At 56.3% G+C, this 25,559-nt stretch carries 29 protein-coding genes and 1 other annotated feature; of the genes, 20 read left to right on the top strand and 9 right to left on the bottom strand.

Annotated features, from left to right (window positions below):
- Window positions 1-7 precede the first annotated feature (7 nt).
- Window positions 8-1,126 (top strand): hypothetical protein, encoded by a 1,119-nt coding sequence (locus OKC42_RS20545; RefSeq protein ID WP_270820788.1) that lies wholly within the window; start codon window positions 8-10, stop codon window positions 1,124-1,126.
- Between the two features lie 465 nt (window positions 1,127-1,591).
- On the opposite strand, the gene OKC42_RS20540 is transcribed toward OKC42_RS20545, so the two are convergent.
- The 4 genes from OKC42_RS20540 to OKC42_RS20525 form a co-directional block, all read right to left on the bottom strand.
- On the bottom strand, window positions 1,592-2,623 hold the full coding sequence (locus OKC42_RS20540) for an IS630 family transposase (RefSeq protein ID WP_049636875.1): 1,032 nt from the start codon (window positions 2,621-2,623) through the stop codon (window positions 1,592-1,594).
- Between the two features lie 127 nt (window positions 2,624-2,750).
- Window positions 2,751-3,149 (bottom strand): antitoxin Xre/MbcA/ParS toxin-binding domain-containing protein, encoded by a 399-nt coding sequence (locus OKC42_RS20535; protein WP_134697305.1) that lies wholly within the window; start codon window positions 3,147-3,149, stop codon window positions 2,751-2,753.
- Between the two features lie 281 nt (window positions 3,150-3,430).
- Window positions 3,431-4,972, bottom strand: a complete 1,542-nt coding sequence (locus OKC42_RS20530) for a tyrosine-type recombinase/integrase (protein WP_201983953.1) — start codon at window positions 4,970-4,972, stop codon at window positions 3,431-3,433.
- A gap of 346 nt (window positions 4,973-5,318) precedes the next feature.
- On the bottom strand, window positions 5,319-6,473 hold the full coding sequence (locus OKC42_RS20525) for a flagellar assembly protein FlgT (RefSeq protein ID WP_151286747.1): 1,155 nt from the start codon (window positions 6,471-6,473) through the stop codon (window positions 5,319-5,321).
- Window positions 6,474-6,679: 206 nt separating this feature from the next.
- Here OKC42_RS20525 and OKC42_RS20520 point away from each other — a divergent pair, with 206 nt between their 5' ends.
- Together OKC42_RS20520 and OKC42_RS20515 are read left to right on the top strand one after the other, a co-directional pair.
- Complete coding sequence (locus OKC42_RS20520; RefSeq protein WP_139741875.1) at window positions 6,680-7,300, top strand: FlgO family outer membrane protein; 621 nt, start codon at window positions 6,680-6,682, stop codon at window positions 7,298-7,300.
- A 10-nt stretch (window positions 7,301-7,310) separates the two neighbouring features.
- Window positions 7,311-7,736, top strand: a complete 426-nt coding sequence (locus OKC42_RS20515) for an LPP20 family lipoprotein (RefSeq protein ID WP_005349622.1) — start codon at window positions 7,311-7,313, stop codon at window positions 7,734-7,736.
- A gap of 76 nt (window positions 7,737-7,812) precedes the next feature.
- Here OKC42_RS20515 and pheA read toward each other — a convergent pair whose 3' ends face one another.
- The gene (gene pheA, locus OKC42_RS20510) at window positions 7,813-8,985 is read right to left on the bottom strand and encodes a prephenate dehydratase (protein WP_101323838.1); all 1,173 of its coding nucleotides are present in this window, start codon (window positions 8,983-8,985) and stop codon (window positions 7,813-7,815) included.
- A gap of 38 nt (window positions 8,986-9,023) precedes the next feature.
- Window positions 9,024-9,145: a sequence feature (Phe leader region), on the bottom strand.
- 170 nt (window positions 9,146-9,315) lie between these two features.
- On the opposite strand from pheA, the gene OKC42_RS20505 reads away from it, so the two are divergent.
- From OKC42_RS20505 to OKC42_RS20425, 17 genes are all read left to right on the top strand, one after another.
- Window positions 9,316-9,927, top strand: a complete 612-nt coding sequence (locus OKC42_RS20505; RefSeq protein ID WP_151286746.1) for an HAD family hydrolase — start codon at window positions 9,316-9,318, stop codon at window positions 9,925-9,927.
- A gap of 18 nt (window positions 9,928-9,945) precedes the next feature.
- Window positions 9,946-10,224, top strand: a complete 279-nt coding sequence (locus OKC42_RS20500; protein ID WP_005338699.1) for a DUF6482 family protein — start codon at window positions 9,946-9,948, stop codon at window positions 10,222-10,224.
- Window positions 10,225-10,303: 79 nt separating this feature from the next.
- On the top strand, window positions 10,304-11,140 hold the full coding sequence (locus tag OKC42_RS20495; protein ID WP_019445107.1) for a hypothetical protein: 837 nt from the start codon (window positions 10,304-10,306) through the stop codon (window positions 11,138-11,140).
- 106 nt (window positions 11,141-11,246) lie between these two features.
- A complete protein-coding gene (locus tag OKC42_RS20490; protein ID WP_151286745.1) occupies window positions 11,247-11,819 on the top strand; it encodes a DUF3157 family protein in 573 nt (190 codons plus the stop codon).
- 189 nt (window positions 11,820-12,008) lie between these two features.
- The gene (locus OKC42_RS20485) at window positions 12,009-12,650 is read left to right on the top strand and encodes an outer membrane beta-barrel protein (protein WP_139463028.1); all 642 of its coding nucleotides are present in this window, start codon (window positions 12,009-12,011) and stop codon (window positions 12,648-12,650) included.
- Between the two features lie 180 nt (window positions 12,651-12,830).
- Window positions 12,831-13,778: a YbgA family protein gene (locus OKC42_RS20480; RefSeq protein WP_005343644.1), complete on the top strand. Its 948-nt coding sequence runs from the start codon at window positions 12,831-12,833 to the stop codon at window positions 13,776-13,778.
- 69 nt (window positions 13,779-13,847) lie between these two features.
- The gene (locus OKC42_RS20475) at window positions 13,848-14,735 is read left to right on the top strand and encodes a MerR family transcriptional regulator (protein ID WP_106842340.1); all 888 of its coding nucleotides are present in this window, start codon (window positions 13,848-13,850) and stop codon (window positions 14,733-14,735) included.
- Complete coding sequence (gene phrB / locus OKC42_RS20470; protein WP_270820786.1) at window positions 14,732-16,153, top strand: deoxyribodipyrimidine photo-lyase; 1,422 nt, start codon at window positions 14,732-14,734, stop codon at window positions 16,151-16,153. The genes OKC42_RS20475 and phrB overlap by 4 nt, the downstream gene beginning before the upstream one ends.
- Before the next feature lies 1 nt (window position 16,154).
- A complete protein-coding gene (locus OKC42_RS20465) occupies window positions 16,155-16,583 on the top strand; it encodes a nuclear transport factor 2 family protein (protein ID WP_270820784.1) in 429 nt (142 codons plus the stop codon).
- The gene (locus OKC42_RS20460) at window positions 16,580-17,314 is read left to right on the top strand and encodes an SDR family NAD(P)-dependent oxidoreductase (RefSeq protein ID WP_270820782.1); all 735 of its coding nucleotides are present in this window, start codon (window positions 16,580-16,582) and stop codon (window positions 17,312-17,314) included. The genes OKC42_RS20465 and OKC42_RS20460 overlap by 4 nt, the downstream gene beginning before the upstream one ends.
- Window positions 17,311-18,570, top strand: a complete 1,260-nt coding sequence (locus OKC42_RS20455; protein ID WP_270820781.1) for an NAD(P)/FAD-dependent oxidoreductase — start codon at window positions 17,311-17,313, stop codon at window positions 18,568-18,570. Before OKC42_RS20460 ends, OKC42_RS20455 begins: the two co-directional genes overlap by 4 nt.
- The gene (locus OKC42_RS20450; RefSeq protein ID WP_106842345.1) at window positions 18,567-19,349 is read left to right on the top strand and encodes a DUF1365 domain-containing protein; all 783 of its coding nucleotides are present in this window, start codon (window positions 18,567-18,569) and stop codon (window positions 19,347-19,349) included. Before OKC42_RS20455 ends, OKC42_RS20450 begins: the two co-directional genes overlap by 4 nt.
- Window positions 19,349-20,605 carry an SAM-dependent methyltransferase gene (locus tag OKC42_RS20445; protein ID WP_236315798.1) on the top strand — a complete coding sequence of 419 codons (1,257 nt, stop codon included), beginning with the start codon at window positions 19,349-19,351 and terminating at the stop codon, window positions 20,603-20,605. The genes OKC42_RS20450 and OKC42_RS20445 overlap by 1 nt, the downstream gene beginning before the upstream one ends.
- A 2-nt stretch (window positions 20,606-20,607) precedes the next feature.
- Window positions 20,608-21,084, top strand: a complete 477-nt coding sequence (locus tag OKC42_RS20440) for a DUF2878 domain-containing protein (RefSeq protein ID WP_167556722.1) — start codon at window positions 20,608-20,610, stop codon at window positions 21,082-21,084.
- Window positions 21,084-21,302, top strand: coding sequence for a TIGR02450 family Trp-rich protein (locus tag OKC42_RS20435; RefSeq protein WP_123174202.1), 219 nt, complete (start codon window positions 21,084-21,086; stop codon window positions 21,300-21,302). The genes OKC42_RS20440 and OKC42_RS20435 overlap by 1 nt, the downstream gene beginning before the upstream one ends.
- On the top strand, window positions 21,259-21,801 hold the full coding sequence (locus tag OKC42_RS20430) for a chalcone isomerase family protein (protein ID WP_162628351.1): 543 nt from the start codon (window positions 21,259-21,261) through the stop codon (window positions 21,799-21,801). The genes OKC42_RS20435 and OKC42_RS20430 overlap by 44 nt, the downstream gene beginning before the upstream one ends.
- Before the next feature lie 14 nt (window positions 21,802-21,815).
- Window positions 21,816-22,355 (top strand): DUF3833 domain-containing protein, encoded by a 540-nt coding sequence (locus OKC42_RS20425; RefSeq protein ID WP_139440013.1) that lies wholly within the window; start codon window positions 21,816-21,818, stop codon window positions 22,353-22,355.
- A gap of 73 nt (window positions 22,356-22,428) precedes the next feature.
- On the opposite strand, the gene nqrM is transcribed toward OKC42_RS20425, so the two are convergent.
- Genes nqrM through nqrE form a run of 4 tightly spaced genes read right to left on the bottom strand, consistent with a single transcriptional unit; the run spans window position 22,429 to window position 25,556 of the window.
- Window positions 22,429-22,653 carry a (Na+)-NQR maturation NqrM gene (gene nqrM / locus OKC42_RS20420; protein WP_005338668.1) on the bottom strand — a complete coding sequence of 75 codons (225 nt, stop codon included), beginning with the start codon at window positions 22,651-22,653 and terminating at the stop codon, window positions 22,429-22,431.
- Between the two features lie 9 nt (window positions 22,654-22,662).
- Window positions 22,663-23,700: an FAD:protein FMN transferase gene (locus tag OKC42_RS20415; RefSeq protein WP_257725688.1), complete on the bottom strand. Its 1,038-nt coding sequence runs from the start codon at window positions 23,698-23,700 to the stop codon at window positions 22,663-22,665.
- Window positions 23,701-23,703: 3 nt separating this feature from the next.
- Window positions 23,704-24,927 carry an NADH:ubiquinone reductase (Na(+)-transporting) subunit F gene (gene nqrF, locus OKC42_RS20410; protein WP_005338656.1) on the bottom strand — a complete coding sequence of 408 codons (1,224 nt, stop codon included), beginning with the start codon at window positions 24,925-24,927 and terminating at the stop codon, window positions 23,704-23,706.
- Window positions 24,928-24,959: 32 nt separating this feature from the next.
- Window positions 24,960-25,556 carry an NADH:ubiquinone reductase (Na(+)-transporting) subunit E gene (gene nqrE, locus OKC42_RS20405; RefSeq protein ID WP_005338645.1) on the bottom strand — a complete coding sequence of 199 codons (597 nt, stop codon included), beginning with the start codon at window positions 25,554-25,556 and terminating at the stop codon, window positions 24,960-24,962.
- Window positions 25,557-25,559: the final 3 nt, after the last annotated feature.

Here is a 25,559-nt window from a genome sequence, read left to right as displayed (position 1 = left end):
TTGGATCATGACCATCAAAGCTTTCGTCCACACAACCCAGCTTGAGCTCAAAGATGTACTAGGCATCTCCCTCAAACGTAGTCATATCTACGAGATGATTGCTGCGGCCTATGGCTACAGTACTTACGCGTCATTGCAAGCTGATGCGATTCTGCTCAGTAATACGAAATGGCAGGTTGCGTTGGATGTAAGTGCAATTGAGGCTAGAGCTAATATTCTGGGTATTAGTATTCCTGAGCTTGCCGCTCAGAAATTGGCCACATCGTTAGTGCAGGCGGGTATTATAAGCCTACGTGTAAGAGAGATTTTAAGGCGTCGTGTTAACGACGATGACATGACTAAGCATGGTCAACTTCCTCCTAATTCGACTACTGCTAGCCGCTTTAGCTCCTCAGACCATTATGCTGGGGAATTAATGAATATGTTTAAACAGAATGAATTTAATTCGCCATTAGTACACCAGGGATTGGTCCAGTTAAGTGCATTTGCAGACCGAAATGCTTCATCGTTCCCACAATACGAGCTTCATCAAGAATTTTATAAACTGGCTGGTGAGTTTAATGATACAGATGTAGGCGGATTAGTTGATAATGATAGAGAACGATACTCGCTTTGGCTCCAGCACTTGAAAAAATCAGCTATGAGGTTTGACATAGAGGCTATAGAGTTACTGTCAACCCATCGGCTTGATGTTTCTTTATATATGAATGTATTAAAAGACTACACGTATCATGAAACTGTAGCAGTCAAATGCGAAGATGCTGGAAATATGCAGCATGCACATTACTGGTGGATTAGAGCCGCATTAAAAGGGTCTATCAATGCAATGCACAAGTTGATTAGCAACTATGAAAAAGAGGACTTATATCGTTGTTGGATATGGGTACTTCTTGCAGAGTGTATTGGGTATGACCTACTGAATGAGGTCGATACATCGACAACTTATGATGTATTTGCGGGTAGTGACAAGAATACATTCATAATTCAAGGGCAGTCTTTTCCTGCACTGACATTACCAATCCTAGATATGGTCTTGCATCACAAGGCTCAGCGAGTCGTAGATAAGCTATGTCAAGAACATTTTGATGATTTAATCGTATTTGAATATCACGGCTCATATGACTAAGGCGGGATTAACTAGAAAAGATATTCTTTATCTTTTGTGTTGAGTTTTTATTTGTAATCGACAGCTGTCGACAGTGTGAGAGGCGTGTTAAAACGTGAAAATAATCATTGCCTCTCACGCACTACATTTAGATTTTGCTGAGTTAGGTGTGCTAATTACTTTAACAAAAGATAATTCACTCAAAAAATGAGTGTTGACACACTATATTTTAGTAATTTCTTATTGTAAGTGCAATTTTCTTACTTTAAGGAAAGCTAGCTCGAAGGAATTAAAAATCTGGATTATCTTCGCTGCGAAGCAGCGGAATGTTGAAATTCTTAAATTTTTTAATTGTTCTCAATAATAGTAAATGGACAGTTTTTCGATTTTTTCAAGTGGGGTAAATGAAAAAATCTCAAAAAAAGATGAGGTTGGTTATTTTTGAAGCATTCTTAAGGGGGGGCTAAATAACTGATCCCAATAGTGCTACACCTTCGCTGTACCATAGCCATTCCCCGGGAAAGGAGACACGGTATCCATGAAGTGTTTCACTCGGGCCAGCAGGCTGGCCATTCCTCTGCATTGATGATTGCGCGTGATGGTTTCATGTAACTTGTGCCACAGCCGTTCGATGTGATTAACCCAAGGGCTGTAAACTGGCTGGAACACCAGGCAGAACTTGGGGTTCTTCTTCAACCATCGCTCGGTCTGTTTGCTTTTGTGAATGATGTAGTTATCGAGGATCAGTGTGATGGTTTTGGCTCGTCGGTAGTGGCGACGTAGCTTTTCCAGCATGGCGATAAACAGCGATGAGTTTTTCTTTATCCCGCTGACGTAAAGTACTCTTCCATTGCCTGCATGGAGAACGCCTGCCAGGTAATGTTTGGCGTTCTTTCCAGGTGTGACAACCCGCTTTTGCTGCGCTCTGAACATCCAGTCGGCCCCTAATTTGGGATTAAGGTCTATATCGACTTCATCCTCATAAAACACCGGATTATCTGCATCACAGCGGGCCAGTGCCGCGTCGATATTAGCCATTTTCTCCTGATAGGCAGGGTCTTTTATCCGCAAGGTCGGCACGGGCCTTCGCCAGACAATGCCCATACGCGGTAACCATCGGCGGAGCGTGGAGGCTGCCATATTGAGCCCCATTAACCGATTGATTTTGATAGCCAATAGTTCGGTACACCAACGGCTGCGCTGATAACCAAAATCTTGCGGAGAAAACTGCATGAGCAGCACCAGTAAGGTGACAATCTTGGCGACAGGTAAGATCGGGGCACGGCCAGCCGGTAAGGCTTCTAACGCCCCCACACCTTCATCCCGATACCACCGAAGCCAACGGCCGATGGTCGAGCGAGCAGCGCCGGTAAGGTGATGAACATCAGTGATCGTGCGTCCTTCATGTAACAGCAAGATGGCCATCAAGCGACGAGCATGCCCTTTATCACGCGTGGCATGGATGATTTTGTGAATGCGGCGCCGTTGTGGTCGTGGCAGGGGTGGTAGGATAGGCATCAACTCAGTCCTTTTGGTGTGGCTTGTTTTGTTTCGCGCCTAATGAGATCGCACAAACTGGACTGAGTTCCCTTCCTCCTGTGATCTACTATTCGGAACAGCTATTTAGCCTATCAGCTACCTCGCTCTAGGTGCACACCCCATGTTGGATTCGTCCTACAAGTACTATTACTGCCTGAGCCCCTAAAGCTGTCGACAGCACCTCTGCTGGCCGTTTACCACCTAATCCCCAAGCTGGGCGATGTAACCATGACATTGTTCTGACGGTATTGTTTCTGTGGAGGGAGAGAACAGCTTCGAGTGCCTGTACAACGCCGTATACCCTGGCACCCTGCGAGATTGATAGGGGAGCCTCAATCCTCAGCTTGCGAGCAACAGTGCTCCGGCTAATGCCTGCTAAGCGGCATATCAAACCTAAGTCTGTGCTCATCAATTCAGCTAGTCGATGAATGATGCCAGGAGCTACGCCAGCTATGATCCAGAGATGTGCACTCAGTGGATCTTGAGGGATGTTGAGAGTCGTCATAAGGGTGGGGGCTGAACTAGCCTGCGTACTGGGTTGATAAACTGAAAGTGACATATTTTACTGTTCCAGTATTGACAATGATTTGTTCTCATCATCGTACTCCATGTTCAGATTTTCTGACAGTTACCTCACTGGTTATAATTGTTGATGTTGCTGATATGGAGGGCACCCGCCCCCTCCATTAGCGAATGAACGAACTGAATCATGTTCATAGCCTATACCTAGAAATATGGCCTCATTCAGCAAGTCCATTTCAAGAAAATAATAGCTGTATATTCAAGCTACAGCATTTCTTTAAGCCAAAAAATTTGCTCTGCATTTAGTTGGTTTTGGTCACCCAAATCTTTCATTTCTTGTACGAACGTAGAGAGTTCCTCTTTTATATTCTTCTTTATACATCTCCTAATATAGCTTTCATATAGGCTATTAACAGATGGAGGGAAATTTGTTTCCTGTTGCACCTTTATAGCTGCATTAGAATTTGTTGCATCCCTTAACTTTTCTCTTGTGGCTTTGCTGATGTTGTTGTCAATATAGTAATCCATCAGCGTTTGGAGGCTATGTCCAGTGATCTTGGATAAATCTTGAATAGGCACTCCGCTTTCTAGTGCTTTTTTGGCAAAAGTATGTCTGGCATCATATAATCGGCCTATCTTAGGAAAATTAAACTCTTTTTTAACTGCCTGCCAAGTTTTCTGATAAAGGCTCGAAGTTACATGGGGGGCCTTTGCTTCGCGACAACAAGGAAACATTAACTCACCCTCTCTATCACTCAAGCTTTTTAGAGTTTTGTATTTCGCTACATAATTCCAGTATGAGTCTGACTCAATAGCAACAATGCGTGCAGCCTTGTTTTTACTAATGTGCTCAGGAATACGTATGGTTCTATCATTAATATTAAAGTTGTTGCTTGTGTTTCTATATATTTCAGAGTTTCTTGCCCCGCATAGGAACATGGTTGCAACTATGATCTTGGAATCCCCACCACCTGGAGTGTCTTCATTAAAAATAAATTCTACGACTTCATTTGTGGGGTCAGTATATGTTGTGACAGGCCTCTTAGGGTTTCTGGGGAACAGAAAAATATGCCTATCAATTTTATTCTTTGGTAAATAGGTGCACGTAACACACATATTAAACAAGCTATTTAATAAGGAATAGTATTTCCTCATTGTTTCTGATGTTATTGGCGTTTCTTTGTTCTGCCAATACTTTTTGAATATTACTGGATGATCTTCATTAAATTCAGATAGCTTTAGGTCTAACCATGGTTCAAAGGCAGATGAGATTTCCCTTATTGTTTTGTCGGTAACAGGGCTTAATGAATTTCTCTTGTTTGATTTATTTTCCCGGTCGTTTTTATAATGCTCTAAAAGATATGTTCTCAATGTAAAAGACTGATATTTCCACTTTTCTGGATTAATCTTTTCAGCATCACTAACTAATCTCTTAAACTCTTCCTTAGCCTGTGTAACGCTAAAAAAACCTTTTTGGTAATGTCCACTTTTAGTGCGAGGCGTCCAATTGCCAATTTTCTGCCTCCGATTTTTATCGTAAACAATATAGAATGTCTTAACACTGTTTCCGATTCTTAGTTTTAATCTTGGTTTGTTCTTTTCATTATATTTTTCATCGTCAGAACTATAGTGCGTTAATTCAACACATTTATTTTTATCATTAATAAATGGAAGACTATCTATGTACTGGTCTTTAAAGGTAAATGAGAATTTCCCTTTAATTATGGCCGCAGGGTGACCCTGGAGCAGCGTCTTAAGATCGAACTCTTCTTTGCGTATGGATGTAGCCGGATTTTTGGGAGCCATTGGGTACCACCGAAAAATGTTCTATTGAGACATTATAGCGGCAAAATAGCGCAAAAGTAGAGTTGAATGGCGTGAATAGCTCTTAAATAGCGCAAAACGGGCATCGATTGCGCCGCTCACAAAACAAGCAGCCTGGTTGTTTATGAATGCTTTTTGATCTATAAGTCTATGTTTTTAAAGTAAATATTTATAATTCCTAATATTTAAAAAATCTTATAACAGCCTATTTAGATAGATTTTTAAGCAATAAACATCCCTTAGGAGGGGACCGCTCTATCCTGCTGAGCTACGGGAGCTGTGTGGCGGGCATTATACAAGAAGCAACTCCCTTTTAAACCCTTGATTCTTATTCCAATACTGCCAAATCCCCATTCTGGATGTTAAACGGCGAATATTTGTTCTGGCTACTGATGATGGCGCCATCGTCGAATACCTGCACCACTTCGAACAGGCCGTCGGCTGGGTTGCGCATCATGCGGGACTTGCCGTAGGAGTCGATGAAGTCGGCGTTGTGCTGGATCCTGAACTGGTCGCCGAGTTTGACGCCGTTGCGCCGCCCCAGATTGATGTAGGGGCCACGTTCGTTCTGGCCTACCACCCGGGCGGTGACCGGGGCGCAGGTGAGCTGGGCTACCAGATCTTGAGCCGCCTGCTGCAACTGGTAGTTGACCTCCTGGCCATAGCTCGATTGCCAGAACTGGCCGCTGCTGCTGCCCACCTGTTCCCGCTTGCCAAAGGTCCAGGTGGCACGTCCTTCGTAGACCTTGCGGTTGACCAGACTGCCGTTGATGCCGTCGAACAGGTAGAGCTGCATGCGAAAGTTGCGCACGGGATCCTCATACCAGCTGGTCAGCTGGTTGCCCTGGGGCTCGATGGAGAGATCGTCGATGCTGCCGAGCACCAGATACTGGCTGTCGGTACGCAGGCTGAGCGCCTTGATCTCTTCAAGGGCACTGCGATCCCCCTGTTGCAGATGCAGCGGGTCGATGCGCAGGTTTTCATCCAGCCACTGGCGCACCGCGACCCCTTGCGGCGCATTGGCGAGAGTTTCGAATAGCCGGCGCGAGAGGTTTTCCGGCATGTCGTCCATGGCGCCGTAGCTGGCTTGGTCCGGATAGCGCATCCGCAGCCGCACCAGTGTCAAATCCTTGGCGAAGTGCTGGGTCTGGCAGATCTGGCGCTCGGCCTGAATGTCGGCCACTAAGGTGATATACATGCGGCCGTTGCGCACCTCTTCCCGCTTGAGCCGGTACTGGCGAATGTCGCCGCCGGAGCGGATCTGGATCTGCTCGGATCGCAGGCTGCCATTTTCCAGACGCTGGACGCTGGAAACGGCCGCGCCGCTGGCCAGCAGCGCCTGACGCAGGGCGTCGCGGGTCGCCTGCTCGCGGGCATAGACCTCATCGCCCCCCAGAATGGCGGCGCTGCCCTGCGCTTCGATAAGCTCGGCGCGGGCGCTCAGGCTGGCCAGCAGCAGGGTCAACAGCAGCGGTAATTTCATAGCAGATACCTTGAGTTGGCGGGCAGCCGAGCCATTTTGAGGAAATGGCGCCTGCTGGCCGACATGGATCACAACACGTTCCAAGTGGCAGCGCACGTTGGCGCTGACGATGACCATTAAAAAGCAAGAATCATGCCTCATTCCCGGCTCAAGCTTTGTCCGGCGCGTCCGATAATAAGTCAGGTGCAGATACAGGAAAGGTATCCATGAACAAACTCATCACGGCGTTGGCGCTTGCCCTGGCATTGACCGGGTGCGGCTCCGACCCTATCAATCGGGATCAGGGTGACCCCCGCCAGGCGGCGCAGGGGATGGAGCTCAACTGGCTGGTGGCGCGCATGACCGATCAGCTGATGGAGCGCAAATCGCTGACCACCCTGACCGAGCCCATCGCGGTGGCCTCTTTCGTTGATCTCGACACCCTGCAGGATACCAACTGGATGGGGCAGCAGATTGAGGAGAGCTTTATCTACGAGCTCAACCGCCGCGGCGAGGTGGTGGTGGACTTCAAGCTGACCGGTAGCATCAAGGTGACGCCGCAGGGGGACTTCGTGCTGAGCCGCAACTACAAGGAGCTCTCTTCCCGTTTGCCGATCTCCCGCATTCTGGTCGGCACCTTCAGCCGCAATAACAAGGGGATCCTGGTCAACGCCCGCGTTATCGACATGCGCACCAAGATGGTGGAGACCACGGCCCAGAGCCTGATCCCGCAAAAATATCTGTTCGGTGCCAACAATTCGTTTGGTCGGGCATCGATCAATCGCGGTTATCTGATGCGTGACAGTCAGGCCCGGCCGGGCGGTCATCTGGTCAACCTGACCCCGTGAGGAGCGAGTCATGAAGATCCTGTTTGGTTGCCTGTTGGCACTCTTGCTCACCGGTTGCAGCTACAACCGGGTGGTGGATTACACCCAGGGTGGCAAGCCCGATGATTTTCCGGTGCTCAAGGCGGTGGGGTATGCGGTGATCGACATCCAGCCCGGTCCCTCCCAGTCGGAGAAGATGCTGCAAGCCATTCGCGCCTCCAAGATGGATGCTTATCGCGAGCTGGCAGAGCAGCTCAATGGTCAGCAGGTGCGCGGTCAGAGCAGCTACCGCGACCTGACCCAGACCTCCAACTCGCTGGATGTGTCGGTCGCTGGTGTGGTGCGTGGTGCCCGGGTGGTGGCCTCCTATCCGCGCGGCAACACCTATGCCACCGAGATGGAGCTCGATACCCGTGCCCTCTACAATATCAATCAGTTGATGGCGGGTCAGTTCTGAGTTGATGGGCTTGCCGTGAAAATCGGCATCAAAACAAAAGGCGAGCAGGTGCTCGCCTTTTGTCGTTGTGGGCTGGTTAGCTTCCCATCAGCACCGGCGGTACTGCGGTGGGTTTCACATCCTCGCTCGGGTAGCAGCCAAGCACCTTGATATAGCGGGTGATCTTGGTCAGTTCCACCAGTGCGGCCTGCATCGCCGGAGTCTGCAGGTTGGCGGAGACATCCAGATAGAACATCTCTTCCCACGGGTTGCCCTGCACCGGACGGGACTCCAGTTTGGTCATGTTGATCTCGTGGCTGCGCAGCACCAGCAGCGCCTCGACCAGCGAGCCCGGTTTCTGGGAGGTGGACATGATGAGGGTGGTCTTGGCCGGGATCTGCGGCGCCACGTCGATGGGCTTGCGCGCCACCACGATAAAGCGGCTGTAGTTCTCTTTCTGGTTGGCAAGCTGCTCGGCCAGCACGTCCAGGCCATAGAGCTCGCCACCGGCGGCGCTGCCGATGGCGGCGGCCTCCGGGCTTGCCAGTTCTTTCACCTTCATCATGGCGCTGGAGGAGGAGTCGCAGATCTCGTGACGGGCTCCTTCCAGCTTGCTCAGATAGTGGGAGCACTGCTGGAACACCTGCGGGTGGGCATAGAAGGTTTTGATGCGACTCAGCTCGGTCGGCACGGCGGTGAGAATGCAGTGCTCAATGGGGTAGGTCAGCTCGCCGACGATGGAGAGGCTGGTGTGCTGCATCACGTCATAGACTTCGTTGATGGAGCCCGAGCTGGTGTTTTCGATGGGCAGCACGCCAAAGGCGGCGCGACCCGACTCCACCGCATCCAGTACTTCACGGAAGTTCTGGCAGTTTACTTCGATCACCTGATCCTTGTAGCGCGCCAGATATTTGCGTGCGGCCAGGCTGGAATAGGAACCGCGCGGCCCAAGATAGGCGACGCTGGTCATCGGCTCCTGCTGCTCCGGGTTGAGCAGGCTCTGCAGATAGGCCTGCTGGGAGAGCACAGAGTCTTCGATGATGGTGTGATAGATGCGAGTGATGTACTGGGCATCCAACCCCAGCACGCGCCCTTTCTGGATCAGGGCAACCAGCAGCTCCTGCTCCCGCTGGTGGTCACGAATGGGGCGCGGGTTGGCTTGCTTGGCACGGGCGACCTCGATGCTGAGGGCCTTGCGTTTCGCCAGCAGGGCAAGCAGCTCCTGATCCAACCGGGTGATGTCTTGTCTGATCTCGTCGAGCGTTGCCATGATTGTTCCCTATCCAAGTAATCGATTGATATTAATGCAAAAAAAAGCCTCCGCTAGGGGAGGCTCGATTCGTCTTTGCTTTCTGTTCACACGACGACAGGCCTTCCCTCAAGCGGGCCGGATAAACGAGAAAGCAAAGAAGAATGGTGCGTGCATAGGTGTGTCCTTGAAGTAACGTCATAACCATTAAGGGATTTGCCGGTCTGATGCAAGTAAAACTTGCCCGCGGGCGGGGATGGGGGCAGGGTATCCGGTTAAGAAAATGGCGTATGAGCGATGTTCTATTGACTCTGTTTTGATGACTGACACCCAGTGGGGGAGGTAAAGACGATGGCGATTATTTTCGATCTGGGACGGGTGGTGGTGAGCTGGGATCCGGTAGACATAGTGCGTTCGGTGCGTGGCCCGCAAGGGGCCGAACAGTTGGCTGAGCAGCTCTTTGACCACCCGGACTGGCTGGAGGTGGACAGAGGCACCATGTCGCTCCACACCATGGCCCGGGAAGCACAAACGCGCACCGGCCTCTCGGCGGCACAGAATCTGGCCATTTTACAGGCAGTTCCCGCCTCCCTGCAGCCAGATCCCGCTATGCTAACCCTGATAGCCGAGCTGCACGGGGCGGGGCACACCCTGTATGCCCTCTCCAACATGGGTCATGCCAGCATCGACTGGTTGGAACAGCATCAGGATTTCTGGCGCTTCTTTAGCGGCAAGGTGGTCTCGGCGCGGGTGCGGATGATGAAGCCGGAGCCGGATATCTACCGCTATCTGCTGGTGTCGTTCGATCTGAAACCGGCAGAGTGTCTCTTCATCGATGACAGTCCCGCCAACATCTCGGCCGCCGAGGCCCTCGGTATCAGGGGGATCGTCTTTACCGACGCGGCGAGTTGCCGCCAGCAACTGGGTGAGCTGGGCTGTTTGCCCGCCACCGGCAAGGGGTGATGCCCCTCTAGGAGCACTATGGAGCATGGCCGGTTTCGCAATTGGCTCAGTCACTATCCCGAGGCGACCCTGATCATCGCCTGCAAGGATGGCAGCGGTTATCAGCTCTGTGTTGAGGCAGAAGGGGAGTGCCTCTGCCTGACCGACAGTGAGGGAGGGCGCTTGACCTTCACCTCGCTGGATCAGGCGCAGGGTTTCTTGCGAGCCCATCGGGTTCACCAAGCAAGATTACGAATTTATGACGCCCAAAATGAAGATTTAGCAGCAGAATCACAGGAAATAATCATCAAGTTTTAATTTTAACCAGACTCTTTAAGGGTCTATTCAGTTTGTTTGCCGCACAATACTGCACCTGTTCATCATCCGGAGCTGTTTAATGGGTGCCAATGTAGTTGTACTGAATCAGGGATATGATCACTCTTTTCAAGCCAGGGAACAGCTGCTGATTGAGCGACTGGCAAGTTTTGACGAGCTGGTTGTCTCTTTTTCGGGACGGTTGGAATCCTGCTACAGCATCGAGCTGTGCCGCGCTGCCGGTGTAAAAATCCACGCAATTACCCTCGATAATCCGACCCGCAGTCGCAGCGAAGTGGCCCGTGCCCGCCGTTATTGCCAGCGTTATGGCATCGATCACTGGGTCATCAAGAGTGACGAGATCGTCTTTTGCGATCGCCTGCCAAATATTGAAGGGCTGATCGACCCGGTTCGCCGCATTGGTGAGTATGTGCAGACTCGTCCGGAATGGGCTCATCTGCCGTTGCTGGTTCCGGCAGCGGTGGAGGAGCGTGATGATTATCTTGCCCAGTTCGGGTCTCTGCCTGCCAACTCCATCTGGTTTTTTGCCGACAATGGATTGATGCGCCGCGATTATCGTTACGGCTTCAACAAGCGTCAGCTCGGTCGTTGGGGCAAGGGGAGCAATGGTTGCCTCAGCAATCGCTTCACCAATCCACGGCAGCTTGAGCAGCGTTATCTGCGAATGGTGGATCAGGCAGAGCAGATGCTGGCCGACATGGGGCTGGACGAGGCACAGGTCTTTTTCCATACCCTGTGCGACTGCTCCACCACCCTGGCCCGGGTGCGTCTACCCGAGCATCAGCGTGCGCAGGCCTTTGATATGCAATCGGATATTTTGTCCGCCCTCAAGGGGAGCAAGTTCGATCTTGTGACCCTGGATATGGCACAGAAAGAGCGGCACGATCTCGCCATCTAGCCTGCGGGCAAGCGATGCGGGTGCCAGAACGTGAGTGCTGTCATAGGCAAGGGGCGACGGGACTGTTTATACTGTCGCCCTTTCACCCGTTACCGAGCTTCGCCCTATGAAACCCTTCTCCCGTCTGCTGATTGCCCTGTGCCTCTCCCCCGTATTGGCGCAGGCTGCCCCTCTTTCTCAGGTGACGCTGCCCGATGGCCGGCAGGTTCAGCTTAACGACGACTTCACCTGGGAGTATCTGGTGGTCAAACCGGCCGAGTCCGTGCAGGGCGTGGCTGCTGATGGGAAGGCTGGGGCCGTGGTGACCGTCGCTGCTCCGGTGCTGACCGATCAGGCCAAGGCCAATCCGGAACTGCTTGCCCAGATGGCGCGTGACGGTGTGGTGGTCAAGCTGGACAAGATCGAGGGATCTGACCCGCTGGTGCTGACCTTTATGGTGAGCAATACCGGCACCCGCAATGTAGTCGGGGTGCGTGGCATGGTGACCCTGTTTAGTGCTGAAGGAGTGCAGCTGAGCCGCCAGGAGGCCCGCTTCTGGGTTGCCGAGAATCGCCTGCCGGAGACCTATCTGCGCAAGGGGCAAGCCCGTCCGTCGCTGGCCCTCGAGATCCCCCGTCCAGCCGGATTGACCGGTCAGCCGCTGGTGCGGGTCGAAATTGACGAGGTGGTCTTCCGCTGATTTGGCGTTGTTCCGGCCCATGCAAACCGTGTGGGCCGGCAACTTGTTGCCGCTGACACCCCCTGCAATATCTGCTTACATCTGACATGGTTCTGCAACAGCTTGCAGCTCGGCAAGCCGGGAACCTGATCGCACAATGACTCCATACCAGCTCGCTAGCAACGGGCCCAATCACATGGAGTTATCATCATGAAAAAAGCAACTGTCTCTCTTCTGGTTCTGGCCGGGTTTGCCTCTACTTCCGCCATGGCGCAGGATGCCTTCAGCTACGCCAAGGGCGCGGCCACCTGGGCGCACACCAAATCCGATTATCTCAACGGTACCTTCAGCAATGACAGCAAAGGAACCCGTGATTTTGGCGGTCTGAGCCTGGATCTCTCCAAGAGCTTCGGATCCAATTTCTATGGTCGCGGCAGCACTGAATACACCTCTCGCAGCAACGGCAACGACAGCATGTCGATCTCCAGCATCGGTGTCGGTGTATTTACCCCGCTGAGCACGGGTCTGAACCTCTACGGTGAAACCGGTGTGACCGGCTACATGCTGGAGCGTGAACTTGCCAGCGATATCGCTAACAAAGGGTGGGATGCTGTTGCTCGCAAAGATAGCGGCAGCATGTACGGCGAAGTGGGTCTGCGCTACGACATCGGCAATGTCGAGCTCTCTACTGCCTACCGCTACGCCAACATGACCGACGATATGCACGACTTCAAGGTGGGCGGTGCTTACAAGCTCAACCAGAACTGGGCGCTGACTGCCGATTACACCTATCGCAACTGGGATCTGCAAAAAGGTTCCATCTCCAGCCTGGGTGTGAAGTACAGCTTCTAATCCTCCTTCCAGTAGTCCGTAGTGTCTTGATTTTTACCCATGGCGTTCGCCATGGGTTTTTTCGTTTTCCAGTGATCTCTTTTTTCTCCTTGTGTCGTATCAGTCGGCAATAGTTATACAACTTTCATTTTTTTGTATAACTGCTATAACTGAATCAGTGCTTATACAAGGAGTGCCATCATGTACAAGATTAAAGTCGGTATCAGTGCCTGCCTGCTGGGACAAGAGGTACGTTTCGATGGGGGCCACAAGCGCTCCAGCTTCTGTGAACGGGATCTTGGCGCTCACTTTGACTATCACCCCGTCTGTCCCGAGATGGCCATTGGCCTGGGGGCGCCCCGCGCCGCCATCCGGCTGGTCAAGCGCAACGGCGAGATCCGCGCCGAGGCGAGCAACGGCAGCTTCGATGTCACCGAAAAGCTGATTGCCTTCAGCGAGCAGAAGGCACGTCAGCTCGACTTTATCTCCGGTTATATCCTCTGTGCCAAATCACCCAGCTGTGGCATGGAGCGGGTCAAGGTCTATGGCGCCAACAACGAGGGGAGCGCCAAGGAGGGGATTGGCCTCTTTGCCAAGGCGTTGATGGAGGCCAACCCCTTGTTGCCGGTGGAAGAGGATGGCCGCCTGTGCGACCCCATCCTGCGCGAGAACTTCGTGCTGCGGGTCTTCGCCTACCATGACTGGCAGCAACTCTGCGCCCGCGGCATTACCGCCTCTGCGCTAATCCGCTTCCACTCCCGCTACAAGTATCTGGTGCTCTCCCACGCCACCACCCACTACCGGGCGCTTGGCAAGCTGCTCGGCAATCTGGGCAAGTCCACCAATTTGCAGGAGGTGGCCGACAACTACATCAAGGGATTGATGACGGCGCTGACCCTGCGGGCCAACCGTCGCAGCCACACCAATGTGCTGATGCACCTGCAGGGCTACTTCAAGCGTGTGCTGACCCCGGCCCAGAAGCAGGAGCTGGCCGATACCATCGACAAGTACCGCACCGGCATCTTCCCCTTGCTGGTGCCGCTCACCCTGATCCGCCACTACCTGCGCGAATACCCCAATCCCTATCTTGCCGAGCAGGTTTATCTCAATCCGCACCCCGATACGCTCAAATTGCGTTACGGGCTCTGAATCCGTTCTGTTGCCCCGGCGCATGGTTTGCGCCGGGGCGCTTTACCCCTCTGTTTGATGGACGTTGTCATGTCTGATTTACCGCAAGAAATTGCTCCTCTCGCTGATGAGGGGATCTACCCCATTCGCGAGGTCTCCCGTCTCACCGGCGTCAACGCCGTGACCCTGCGCGCCTGGCAGCGCCGCTACGGGTTGGTACAACCGGCTCGCACCGAAAAGGGCCACCGCCTCTACAGCGAGCAGGATATTCGCCAGATCGGCGAGATCCTGAGCTGGCTGGAGCGGGGAGTGAGTATCGGGCAGGTGAAGGGGCTCCTGAGCGAACCCCATTCCGAGCCGGTGAGCGATCACTGGCAGCAGACCCTGGAGCAGTTCAGTCAGGCGTTACTCGCCTTCAACCAGCGCAAGGCGGAGGCTGAGCTCAACGATCTGCTGGCGAGCTACCCGTTCGATCTGGTGCGCAGCCGGGTACTGCAACCGCTGGTGGAGCGGCTGCTGGGGTTGTGGCGCGAGCGGCCCGATGGCGAGCTGCTGCAACATGTGTGGCTGGGCTGGTTCCATACCCGCTTCGCCCGCCACCTGATCGAGCAGGAGAAAGGCGTGCCGATCACGCTGGCGAGCTGGGGACAGGTTGGCCCCCTCGATCTGGTCTGGGTCGCCTACGAGTTGATCGGTCAGGGTTATGAGGTGCAACTGCTAGGGGCGGTCGAGCCGCGCCATGCCAGCTTGCTGGAGGGGCGTGCCGTTACCCCCTGGCTGGTATTGCTGGGAGCCGGGCTTGGCAAGCAGGAGCTGGCCGCCGGGTGGCCCGCAGGCACGTGCCTGTTTGGCGAACTGGGGCGTCTCTACGATGATGAGTGGCTTAAAGCCCACGGCTGGCAGGCGAGCCTTGCCGAGCTGATGGCGGATGCCCCAGATGCTGCTGGCACCAGCGGACGCGGGAGGAAAAAATCATGAAACTGGTCTGGTTTCGCAACGATCTGCGCCTTGCCGACAACCCCGCGCTGCGGCATGCCTGCGCCGGTGATGAGCCGGTCGCCGCGCTCTTTATCATCCCTCCTACCCAATGGCGGCAGCACAAAATGGCCCCCATCCGTCAGCGCTTTATGTTGGCGCAGGTGGATGAGTTGGGCCGTGAGCTGGCGGCGCTCGGCATCCAGCTCCATCTGCTGCGAGTGGAGACTTTTGCCGAGGTGCCCGCTGTGTTGGCAAACCTCTGCCGCGAGCAGGGGGTGACCCAGCTCTACGCCAATCAGGCTATCGAGATCGATGAGCAGCGCCGCGATCACGCCGTCAGCGCCGCGCTGGCAGAGCAGGTGGTGAGTTGTCACTGGTTCAACGGCTGCTGCGTATTGCCGCCGGGGCGGGTACTGACCGGCTCGGGTGAGATGTTCAAGGTCTTCACCCCTTTCAGCCGCGCCTGGCTCAAGGCCCTCGACGAGGAGGGGTTTGTCATTCATCGCGCGCCGACACCGCGTGGCGAGCCTTTGCCGTGGCAGCCGCTGGCTGAGCGGGCGTGGGTTGATGAAGCTCTCGGCGAGCTGACGGTTGATCCCCGCTGGCCAGTGGGGGAGGCGGAAGCCCGGCGCCGTTTGAACGATTTTCTGGAGCAGGCGGTGCTCGACTATGGCGAGACCCGGGATTTTCCTGCCATCGCAGGCACCTCCGTGCTCTCCCCCTATCTGGCGGCGGGCATCATCAGCCCCCGTCAGTGTGTGGCGGCGCTCCAGCAGCGGCTCGGTTATCGGCCCCAGTCGAATGCCCAGCCCGGCTTTGTCTGGCTCAATGAGCTCATCTGGCGCGAGTTCTATCGCCACCTGCTGGTGCTGATCCCGACCCTCTCCATGAATCGCCCCTTCAAGCCCGAGACGGCGGCCTTGCCGTGGAGCTGGGATCCGGATGCCTTCGCCGCCTGGTGCGAGGGACGAACCGGCTACCCTATCGTCGATGCGGCGATGCGCTGCCTCAACGCCACCGGCTGGATGCACAACCGGTTGCGGATGATAGTGGCGAGCTTTCTCACCAAGGATCTCCATATCCACTGGCGGCTCGGGGAGGATTACTTCATGAGTCGGCTCATCGATGGCGATCTGGCGGCCAACAACGGCGGCTGGCAGTGGGCTGCGGGTACCGGCGCCGATGCAGCGCCCTATTTCCGGGTGTTCAACCCCACCACTCAGGGGCAACGATTTGATCCACAAGGGGAGTTTATCCGTACCTGGGTAACTGAACTTGCCGATATTCCCGCCGCTTATGTGCATCAGCCCCACGACTGGCTGCGGCTCAAGGGGCGACAGGATTATCCGGCACCCATGGTGGATCACGCCGTTGCCCGGGTGAGAGCCATCGAGATGTTTCGCTCTCTGGAGAAATAGGATGAACGAGCCGCTGGCCCGCTTTATTGGCCTCTATCAGCAACTGGACAAACAGCAGTTGCACCGCTTGCCCGAGGTCTATGCCGAACAGGTGGTCTTTACCGATCCGGCCCACCGCATCGAGGGGTTAGCGGCCCTTGGCGACTATTTTGCCGCCCTCTATCAGCGCCTCGCCTACTGCCGTTTCGTCATCACCAGTCAGCAGCAGCAAGGGTCGCAGGCCTGGCTCGGCTGGACCATGACCTTCTCCCACCCCAGATTGCGCGGTGGTGAGCCGGTGACGGTGGAGGGGGCCACCCGCCTCGAGTTCGACGAGGTGGGCAAGGTGTGTCAGCACCGGGACTATTTTGACCTGGGCGCCATGCTCTACGAGCAGTTGCCGCTGCTCGGGCCCGTGGTACGCGCTATCAAGGGGAGACTGGGCGCATGAGCGGCCGGGTGCTCATTACCGGGGCAACCTCCGGCATCGGTCGCCAGTTGGCGCTTGATTACCGGCGTGCAGGCTGGCAGGTGTGGGGTTGTGGTCGCGATGGCGAACGACTACAGGAGCTGGGGCTGCACGGCATTACCCCGCTGCAGTTCGATGCCCGTGATCTGGCCGTGATGAGCGGGGTAGCTGCCACGCTGCCATCCCTCGATCTGCTGATCCTCAACGCAGGCAACTGCGAGTACATGGAGGTCGGCGAGGGGTTTGACAGCGAGCTGTTTGCCCGGGTGATTGAGACCAATCTGATCGCCACCGGTCATGCGCTGGCCGCCTTCTTGCCGCTGCTAGGTGCAGGATCTCGGCTGGCCATTGTCAGCTCGTCGGTGAGCTGGCTGCCGCTGCCGCGAGCCGAGGCCTATGGCGCCTCCAAGGCGGCCCTCGACTATCTGGCGGATACCTTGCGCCTAGATTTGGCCAGCAAAGGGATCGGGGTGACCCTGATCCGCCCCGGCTTTGTCCAGACGCCGCTCACCGCCAAAAATGATTTTCCCATGCCCTGTCTGGTGACGGTGGAGCAGGCCTCCCGAGCCATCATGGACGGGCTGACCGCTGGTCGTCACCAGATCCACTTTCCCCGCCGTTTCATCTGGTTGCTGCGCCTGCTTGGTGCGCTGCCGGTGGGGCTCTGGCTGCGCCTTGGCCGCGCACTCGTATCGAAAGGAAGCCATTCATGAAGAAAAAGATCGCCATCGTCGGTTCAGGGATCTCGGGGCTCACCGCCGGTTTTCTGCTCCACAAACGCCATGACATAACCCTGTTCGAGGCGGCGCCGACTCTGGGGGGGCACACAGCCACTGTCGATGTGAATCAGGCTGGCCGTAGCTATGCCATCGACACCGGCTTTATCGTCTTCAATGATCGCACCTACCCCAACTTCTTGAAGTTGCTGGCACGGATCGGCATGGCGCGCCAACCGGCCGAGATGAGCTTTTCGGTAAAAAGCCCGGAGGGCCTGGAGTATAACGGCCATAACCTCGACACCCTGTTTGCCCAGCGCAGCAATCTGTTGAGCCCCCGTTTCTACGGTTTTGTCGCCGAGATCTTGCGGTTCAACCGGGAGGCACGGGCCTGGCTGGCGGATGGTCAACATCAAGGGGCTGGCCCCGAGCTGACCCTGGGAGACTTTCTGCTGGCGGGGGAGTTTAGCGACTACTTCGCCCGCCACTACATCTTACCGATGGGGGCGGCAATCTGGTCATCGACCCTGGCCGATATGCGCGCCTTCCCCCTTGGCTTCTTCCTGCGTTTTTTTGCCAACCACGGCCTGCTCGATGTGGCCAATCGCCCCCAGTGGTACGTGATTCCGGGCGGCTCGCGGGAATATATCGGCCCCCTTACCGCGGGTTGGCAGTCGCAGGTCCGCCTCGCCTGTCCGGTGCAGAGCGTACGGCGGGACGCGGATGGCGTGGTGATCCAGAGCAGTTACGGCGAGGAGCGGTTTGACGAGGTGATCTTCGCCTGCCACAGCGATCAGGCGCTGGCGCTGCTGGCAGATCCCGGCGAGCGGGAGCTGGCTATTCTCGGCGATATGCCCTATCAGGCCAACGATGTCTGGCTCCATACCGATGCTCGCTGCCTGCCCACCCGCCGCAAGGCATGGGCAAGCTGGAACTATCAGCTCGATGGCAATGACGAGGCGCGGCCACTGGTGAGCTACAACATGAACATCCTGCAGGGGGTGAACTCGCCGGAGCCCTTCTGCGTCAGCCTCAACCCCAAGGGCAAGGTAGATGAGAGCAAGGTGCTGCGCCGCTTCGTCTACCACCATCCGGTGTTCAATCAGGCTTCCATCGCTGCCCAGCAGCGGCGCGCGGAGATCTGCGGCCAGCAGCACACCCACTTCTGCGGCGCCTACTGGTACAACGGCTTTCATGAGGATGGGGTGCGCAGCGCGCTGGATGTCGCCAGGCGCTTCGGAGCCGAGCTATGAACGGCGCCACTGTGGCCACCGAACATGAGGGGGCCAACGAACTGGCCGGAGTCACCAGCGCCATCTGGCAGGGCTCGGTGCGCCACCGCCGTTTTGCACCGCGGCCCCACGCCTTCTCCTACAGCCTCTTTATGCTGGGACTGGATCTCGACGAATTGCCGCAGCTCGATCAGGGGCGCTGGTTCGGGGTGGAGCGCTCGGGGCTGCTCTCGTTTCACCGCCATGACTATCTCAAGGGGAGTGAGGGAAGCCTCAAGCAGGCGGTGTGGCAGAAGGTGAGCGAACTGGGTGGCGATGCCGACCCTGAGGGGCGGGTACTGCTGCTCGGCAATGTGCGCTGTCTCGGGTTTTACTTCAGCCCGGTCAACTTCTACTTCTGCTACCGGCAGGGCGAGGCGCGCTATCTGCTGGCAGAGGTGTCGAACACTCCCTGGAACGAGCGTCACTACTACCTGCTGGATCTGGCAGCGCTGGCACCCCATGACAAGGATTTTCACGTCTCCCCCTTTATGGGGCTGGCGATGCGTTATCACTGGCGGATCAGGCCGCCCGCGCAGGAGACACTGATCCATATCGAGAGTCATCCCGTATCCGGTGAAGCCAAGCTGTTTGACGCCACCCTGGCGCTCACTCGCGAACCCTTGTCGCGCAAGGGGCTGGTGGCCCTGCTGGCCCGCTGGCCATGGATGACCATGAAGGTGCTGCTCGGGATCTACTGGCAGGCCCTGCGTCTTTTTATCAAACGAACCCCGATTTTTACCCATCCGGAGAGCCGCTAATGGAACTTGCTCAATCAACCCTCTCTGCCTCTTTTATCGACAAGGGGGCAAGGCAACTGCTGCTCAATCTGCTGGGTCGCCTCGAACATGGCCAGCTGCTGCTGCGGGATGGCGGTGAGCGCCACAGCTTTGGCGTCGCTGGCACCGATCTGCATGCCGAACTGGTGGTGCAGGATCCTGCCTTCTATCGTCGCCTGTTGCTGGGGGGCAGCATTGCCGCTGGGGAAACCTGGGTAGAGGGGCTCTGGACCAGCCCGGATCCGGTGGCGCTGGTGCGGCTGCTGGCCCGCAATCTGGCCCTGCTCGACTCCCTCGAGCGGCGCCTCGGCTGGCTCAGTTTCCCGTTCAACAAGGTGCGCCACTGGCTCAACCGCAATACTCTGACCGGTTCGCGCTCCAACATCGCCGCCCACTACGATCTCGGCAATACCCTCTATCAGGGGTTTCTCGACAGCCATATGCAGTACTCGAGCGCCATCTATCCGAGCACCGAGGCCACCCTCGAAGAGGGGCAGCAGGCCAAGCTGCGCACCATCTGCGAGCGGCTCGAGTTAGGGCCTGACGATCATCTGCTGGAGATCGGCACCGGCTGGGGCGGCCTTGCTGTCTATGCCGCCCGCCACTATGGCTGCCGGGTGACCACCACGACTATCTCCCGGGCCCAACATGACTATGCCAAGGAGTGGATTGCGCGGGAGGGGCTGGGGGATCGCATCACCTTGCTGCTGGAGGATTACCGCAAGCTGGAGGGGACCTATGACAAGCTGGTCTCCATCGAGATGATCGAGGCGGTGGGCCACGCCTTCCTGCCCGACTATTTCCGCCAGTTGTCACGGCTGCTCAAGCCTGGTGGTCGCCTGCTCATCCAGGCCATCACCATCGCCGATCAGCGCCATGCCCAGTATCTGCGCGGTGTTGATTTCATCCAGCGCTACATCTTCCCCGGTGGCTGCCTGCCGAGTGTCTCCCAGATGGCGGGGTTGCTGGCGCGGGAGACCGACATGCAGCTGGTGCGGTTGCACGATCACGGCCATCACTATGCCCGCACCCTAGCTCACTGGTGCGAGCGCTTTCTGGCGTTGGCGCCCGAGCTGCCCAAGCTCGGTTACAGCCAGGATTTCATCCGGCTGTGGCACTTCTACTTCGCCTATTGCGAGGGGGGATTCTGGGAGCGCACCATCAGTCTGGTGCAGTTGGAGGCCGCCAAGCCGGGGCCCGCTGGCTGGTCGGGTGATGTGCCAGTAAGCGGTCACTGATCATGTGGCAGTGGGCTCACCTGCTGGGGTTCAACCTCTACTGGTTGCTGGCGGTGAAGTGGCAGCAGCCGGGCCCGCTGCTGGCAATCTTGCTGCTGCACTTTCTCTTCTCACCCAGCCGCCTGCGTGACTGGCGGCTGCTCCCCATCGCGGTGGCCGGCTGTCTGCTGGATGTGCTGCTCTGGCAGCTCGGCCTGTTCCGGTTCCCGTCCGGTTTTCCCCTCTGGCTGGTGCTGCTCTGGCTCGGTTTTGCCCTGACGCTGGCCCACGGTATGCGCTGGCTGCTGCGCTTGCCTCGCTGGCAGCAGGCGCTGTTTGGCGTGTTTGGCGGTGCCTCCTCCTATGTGGCGGGGGCTGCCATGGGGGCAGTACACTTACCCTGGGGCATCTGGATCAGCACGGCGCTGCTGGCTGTGATCTGGATGTGGTGGTTACCCGTACTCCTGTGGGTAATGGTCAAGCTGGAGGGTGAGTCATGATAAACACCTTTTCGACCGACTCGTTGCTTTTTTCCAAATGGACCAAAGAGAGCCAGCATGAGCTGACTGATCGCTTCTATCTGGTGGTTGCCTGCCAGCGGGATGCGCAAGGGCAGCTGGTGCAGGTGGTGATGCAGGATATCAACACCCTGCAGGAACAGGAGATGGACTGGCATGAACTGGAAGACCCCAACCACTGGCATATGGGGTGGAATTAACCCGCTGCTGCTGGCGTTTACGCTCTTGGCTGCAACCGCAGTGCAGGCTTCTGCCGCCCCCTGGCAGCAGCTGCGCCCGGTCGGTCAGGGGGAGATGAACTGGCTCTGGTTCAAGCTCTACGATGCCACCCTCTACAGTGAAAGCGGGCACTATCAGCCCGGTCACTATCCGCAGGCCCTGACCCTCACCTATGCCAGATCCATCGAGCGGGAAGACCTGCTGAGCGCTACTGCCGTGGAGTGGCAGCGGCTCGGTCTTGGCTCTGACGCCGAGCGTCAGCGCTGGCTCGGCCAGCTCGCTGCACTCTGGCCCGATGTGCAGGCAGGCGACAAGCTCACCTTCTATGTCGACAAGGGCGGGGCAGGCCACTTCTGGTGGCAAGAAAAACCCCTCGGCACTCTGGCCGATCCGCAATTCTCGGCCGCTTTTCTCGCCATCTGGCTGGCTGACAACAGCCGCGATCCTGCCCTGACCCGCCGCCTGCGTGGCCAACCCTGAACATGGAGTCTCTGATGCCTTTCTATCGTGCATACCGCTGGTTGCTGTTGCTCCCCTTTTTGCTGCTGAGTGGCTGTGGTGCCAGTCTCGATGACTATCGTGGGCAGGGGCCAAACTGGGATCTCGCCCGTTTCTTCAACGGCAAACTGGTGGCTCACGGCCTGGTAACCGACCGCAGCGGCGAAGTGACTAGTCGCTTTCGGGTCGAGATGGTGGGTCGTTGGAAGGATGGCAAGGGAGAGCTGTTCGAGCAGTTCTACTTTGATGATGGCCGCCAGCAGACCCGTACCTGGTATCTGAGCAAGGGGGTTGACGGTCACTGGCGAGGTACTGCTTCCGATGTGGTGGGGGAGGCGATGGGTAAAAGCCAAGGGTTTGCCCTCAACTGGCGTTATCAGCTTGATCTGGCGCTGCCGGATGGCGAGGTAGTGCGGGTGAGCTTCGATGACTGGATGTATCTGCTGGACGAAGATCGTCTGATCAATCGTGCCGAGATCAGCAAGTTCGGTATCCATCTTGGCGAGGTGATCCTCTACATCGAACGTCAGCCCTGACCGTTAACGCAAGATAACGGCCAGTAAAAAGCGCGCCGATGGCGCGCTTTTGTTTACCGAAAAACCAGAGTCATCAGATGATGCGGTTCTCTTCCAGCATCTTGCGACGGGCTTCTTCCTTGGCCATCTTCTTCTTGCGGTTGTCGCAGGGTTCCGGGCAATCGCACTCTTTCTCGATGCCGACGCTACCCAAACCGCCGCAGGAGCCGGAGATGGTCTTCTTCTGGAAGATGTAACCGATAGCCATGGCGGCTATCACCAGCATGAATACCCCGAAGGTGATCAGAAAAATCTGCATCTCTACCTCTTACTTCTTGGCCAGATAGGGCTTGAAGGCATCGGAGTAAGCCTCTTCAAAGCCGTTGTCCGTCTTGGTGATCACGAAGATCGCCAGGCCGCGCTCGTTGGCATAGGCCAGGCTCTTCTCGGTCCCCATCACCATAAACACGGTGGCCAACCCGTCTGCGGTCATGCAGGAGGGATGGATCACGGTGACCGACACCAGACGGTGTTGGATCGGCTTGCCGCTGCGCGGATCTATGGTGTGGGAGAAGCGCTGACCATCCAGTTCATAGTAGTTGCGGTAATCGCCGGAGGTGGCCACCCCGTTGTCACCGGGCACGATCACCTCTTGCACCGTGCCGGTGCCTGCGGTGGGCTTCTCGATGGCCACGCGCCAAGGGTGACCCTTGCCGTTGACGCCATTGATCCGCAGCTCGCCGCCAATCTCCACCAGATAGTTGCGCGCACCCAGTGACTCCAGATACTCGGCTACCTTGTCCACACCAAAGCCCTTGGCGATGGCGGAGAGATCGACGTAGAGATCCGGAATATCTTTTTGCAGGGTATCGGCATCCACCGAGGTGATGACGTGCAGGTTGCCCAGACCGGTCTTCTGGCGAGTCTGGGTGATCAGCTCGTCGGAGGGGACCTTGGTCGGCTTCTTGTCCGGGCCAAAGCCCCACAGATTGACCAAGGGGCCAACGGTGACGTCCAGCGCCCCCTGGCTCTCACGGCCAATGTGAATGGCCTCTGTGACGACCCGTGCGGTATCGCGGGAGACCACTACCGGTTTGTTGTCACGGCTCTGGTTGAAGCGCGACAACTCGGAATCGGGGCGATAGGTCGACATCTGATCGTTGACCCGCTCCAGCAAGACATCCACCTCAGCTTGAAGCTTGGCTGGATCGGTGATGGCGCTGTCCGCCACCTTGATGGAGTAGTAAGTGCCCATGGTGCTACCGGTGATGTGGATCTCCGGTTTGGATTGGACCGTCTCCTGACCGCACCCAGTCAAGAAAAAGGCTAGCCCGAAGGCTAGCCAGGTCTTTACAACACTGTGCATGGATTAACCACCAAAGTCATCCAACAGGATGTTTTCGTCTTCAACGCCCAAGTCTTTGAGCATGTTGATGACGGCAGCGTTCATCACCGGAGGTCCACACATGTAGAACTCGCAATCTTCCGGTGCTTCGTGGTTCTTGAGATAGTTCTCGTAGAGCACGTTGTGGATGAAGCCGGTGTAGCCGTCCCAGTTGTCTTCCGGTTGCGGATCAGACAGGGCGACGTTCCAGGTGAAGTTCTCGTTCTCGGCGGCGAGCATGTCAAAGTCTTCGACATAGAACATTTCGCGCTTGGAACGGGCACCGTACCAGAAGCTCATCTTGCGCTTGGACTTCAGGCGACGCAGCTGGTCGAAGATATGGGAACGCATCGGCGCCATACCTGCACCACCACCGATGAATACCATTTCGGCATCGGTATCCTTGGCGAAGAACTCACCGAACGGACCGGAGATAGTCACCTTGTCGCCAGCCTTCAGGCTGAAGATGTAGGAGGACATCTGTCCCGGAGGGGCAGTCCAGTTGCTCGGGGGCGGGGTCGCGATACGCACGTTCAGCATGATGATGCCGAACTCTTCCGGATAGTTGGCCATGGAGTAGGCACGGATGATTGGCTCATCGACCTTGGACTCCAGCTCAAAAATCTTGAAGCGATCCCAGTCACCGCGATACTCCTCGGGAATATCGAAGTTCTTGTAGTGCACGTGGTGAGCCGGGGCTTCAATCTGGATATAACCACCGGCGCGGAACGGCACGCTCTCGCCATCGGGGATCTGCAGCTTGAGCTCCTTGATGAAGGTGGCCTTGTTATCGTTGGAGATAACAGTACATTCCCACTTCTTCACCCCGAAGATCTCTTCCGGCAGTTCGATATCCATGTCGGAGCGAACGGTAACCTGACAGGCCAGACGCTCGCCATGACGGGCTTCGCCCTTGCTGATGTGATCCAGTTCGGTCGGCAGAATGTCGCCGCCACCGGATTTCACCCGTACCTTGCACTGGCCGCAGGAGCCACCGCCGCCACAGGCGGAGGAGACGAAGATACCGCTGCCAGCCAGCACGCCGAGCAGCTTGCCACCGGCCGGGCTGGTCACAGCCTTGGCCGGGTCACCATTGATGCTGATTGTCACGTCGCCCGCGGTCACCAGCTTGGACTTGGCGAACAGAATGACTGCCACCAGTGCCAGCAGGATCACGGTAAACATGACCACACCCAAAATAATTTCCATCTATCGTTCCTTTCTGATTGCAGGAAAGCCGATTACAGGGAGATACCAGAGAAGGACATGAAGCCCAGCGCCATCAGACCGGCGGTGATGAAGGTGATGCCCAGACCGCGCAGGCCTTCCGGAACATCGGAATACTTCATCTTCTCGCGGATACCAGCCAGCGCAACGATCGCCAGCATCCAGCCTGCCCCTGAACCCACACCGTAGACCACAGACTCCATGAAGTTGTAGTCACGCTGCACCATGAAGGAGACGCCACCGAAGATGGCGCAGTTCACGGTGATGAGCGGCAGGAAGATACCCAGCGCGTTGTAGAGTGCCGGGAAGTACTTGTCCAGCGCCATCTCCAGGATCTGTACCAGTGCTGCAATCACACCGATGAAGGTGATGAAGCTCAGGAAGCTCAGATCCAGACCGGATACCAGAGCGCCATCTTTAAGCACGTAGTTGTAGATCAGGTTGTTGGCAGGAACCGCGATGGTCTGCACCACAATAACGGCAATACCCAGACCCATGGAGGTCTTTACCTTCTTGGACACTGCCAGGAAGGTACACATCCCCAGGAAGAAGGAGAGTGCCAGGTTTTCGATGAAGATCGATTTAATCAACAGACTCAGATAGTGTTCCATACC

Origin of the sequence: Aeromonas sp. Y311-2 (genome assembly GCF_027706025.1) — a bacterium.
GTDB lineage: Bacteria > Pseudomonadota > Gammaproteobacteria > Enterobacterales > Aeromonadaceae > Aeromonas > Aeromonas veronii.
Note: the sequence above shows the minus strand (reverse complement) of the source record. Positions and strands in the feature narration are given on the sequence as shown.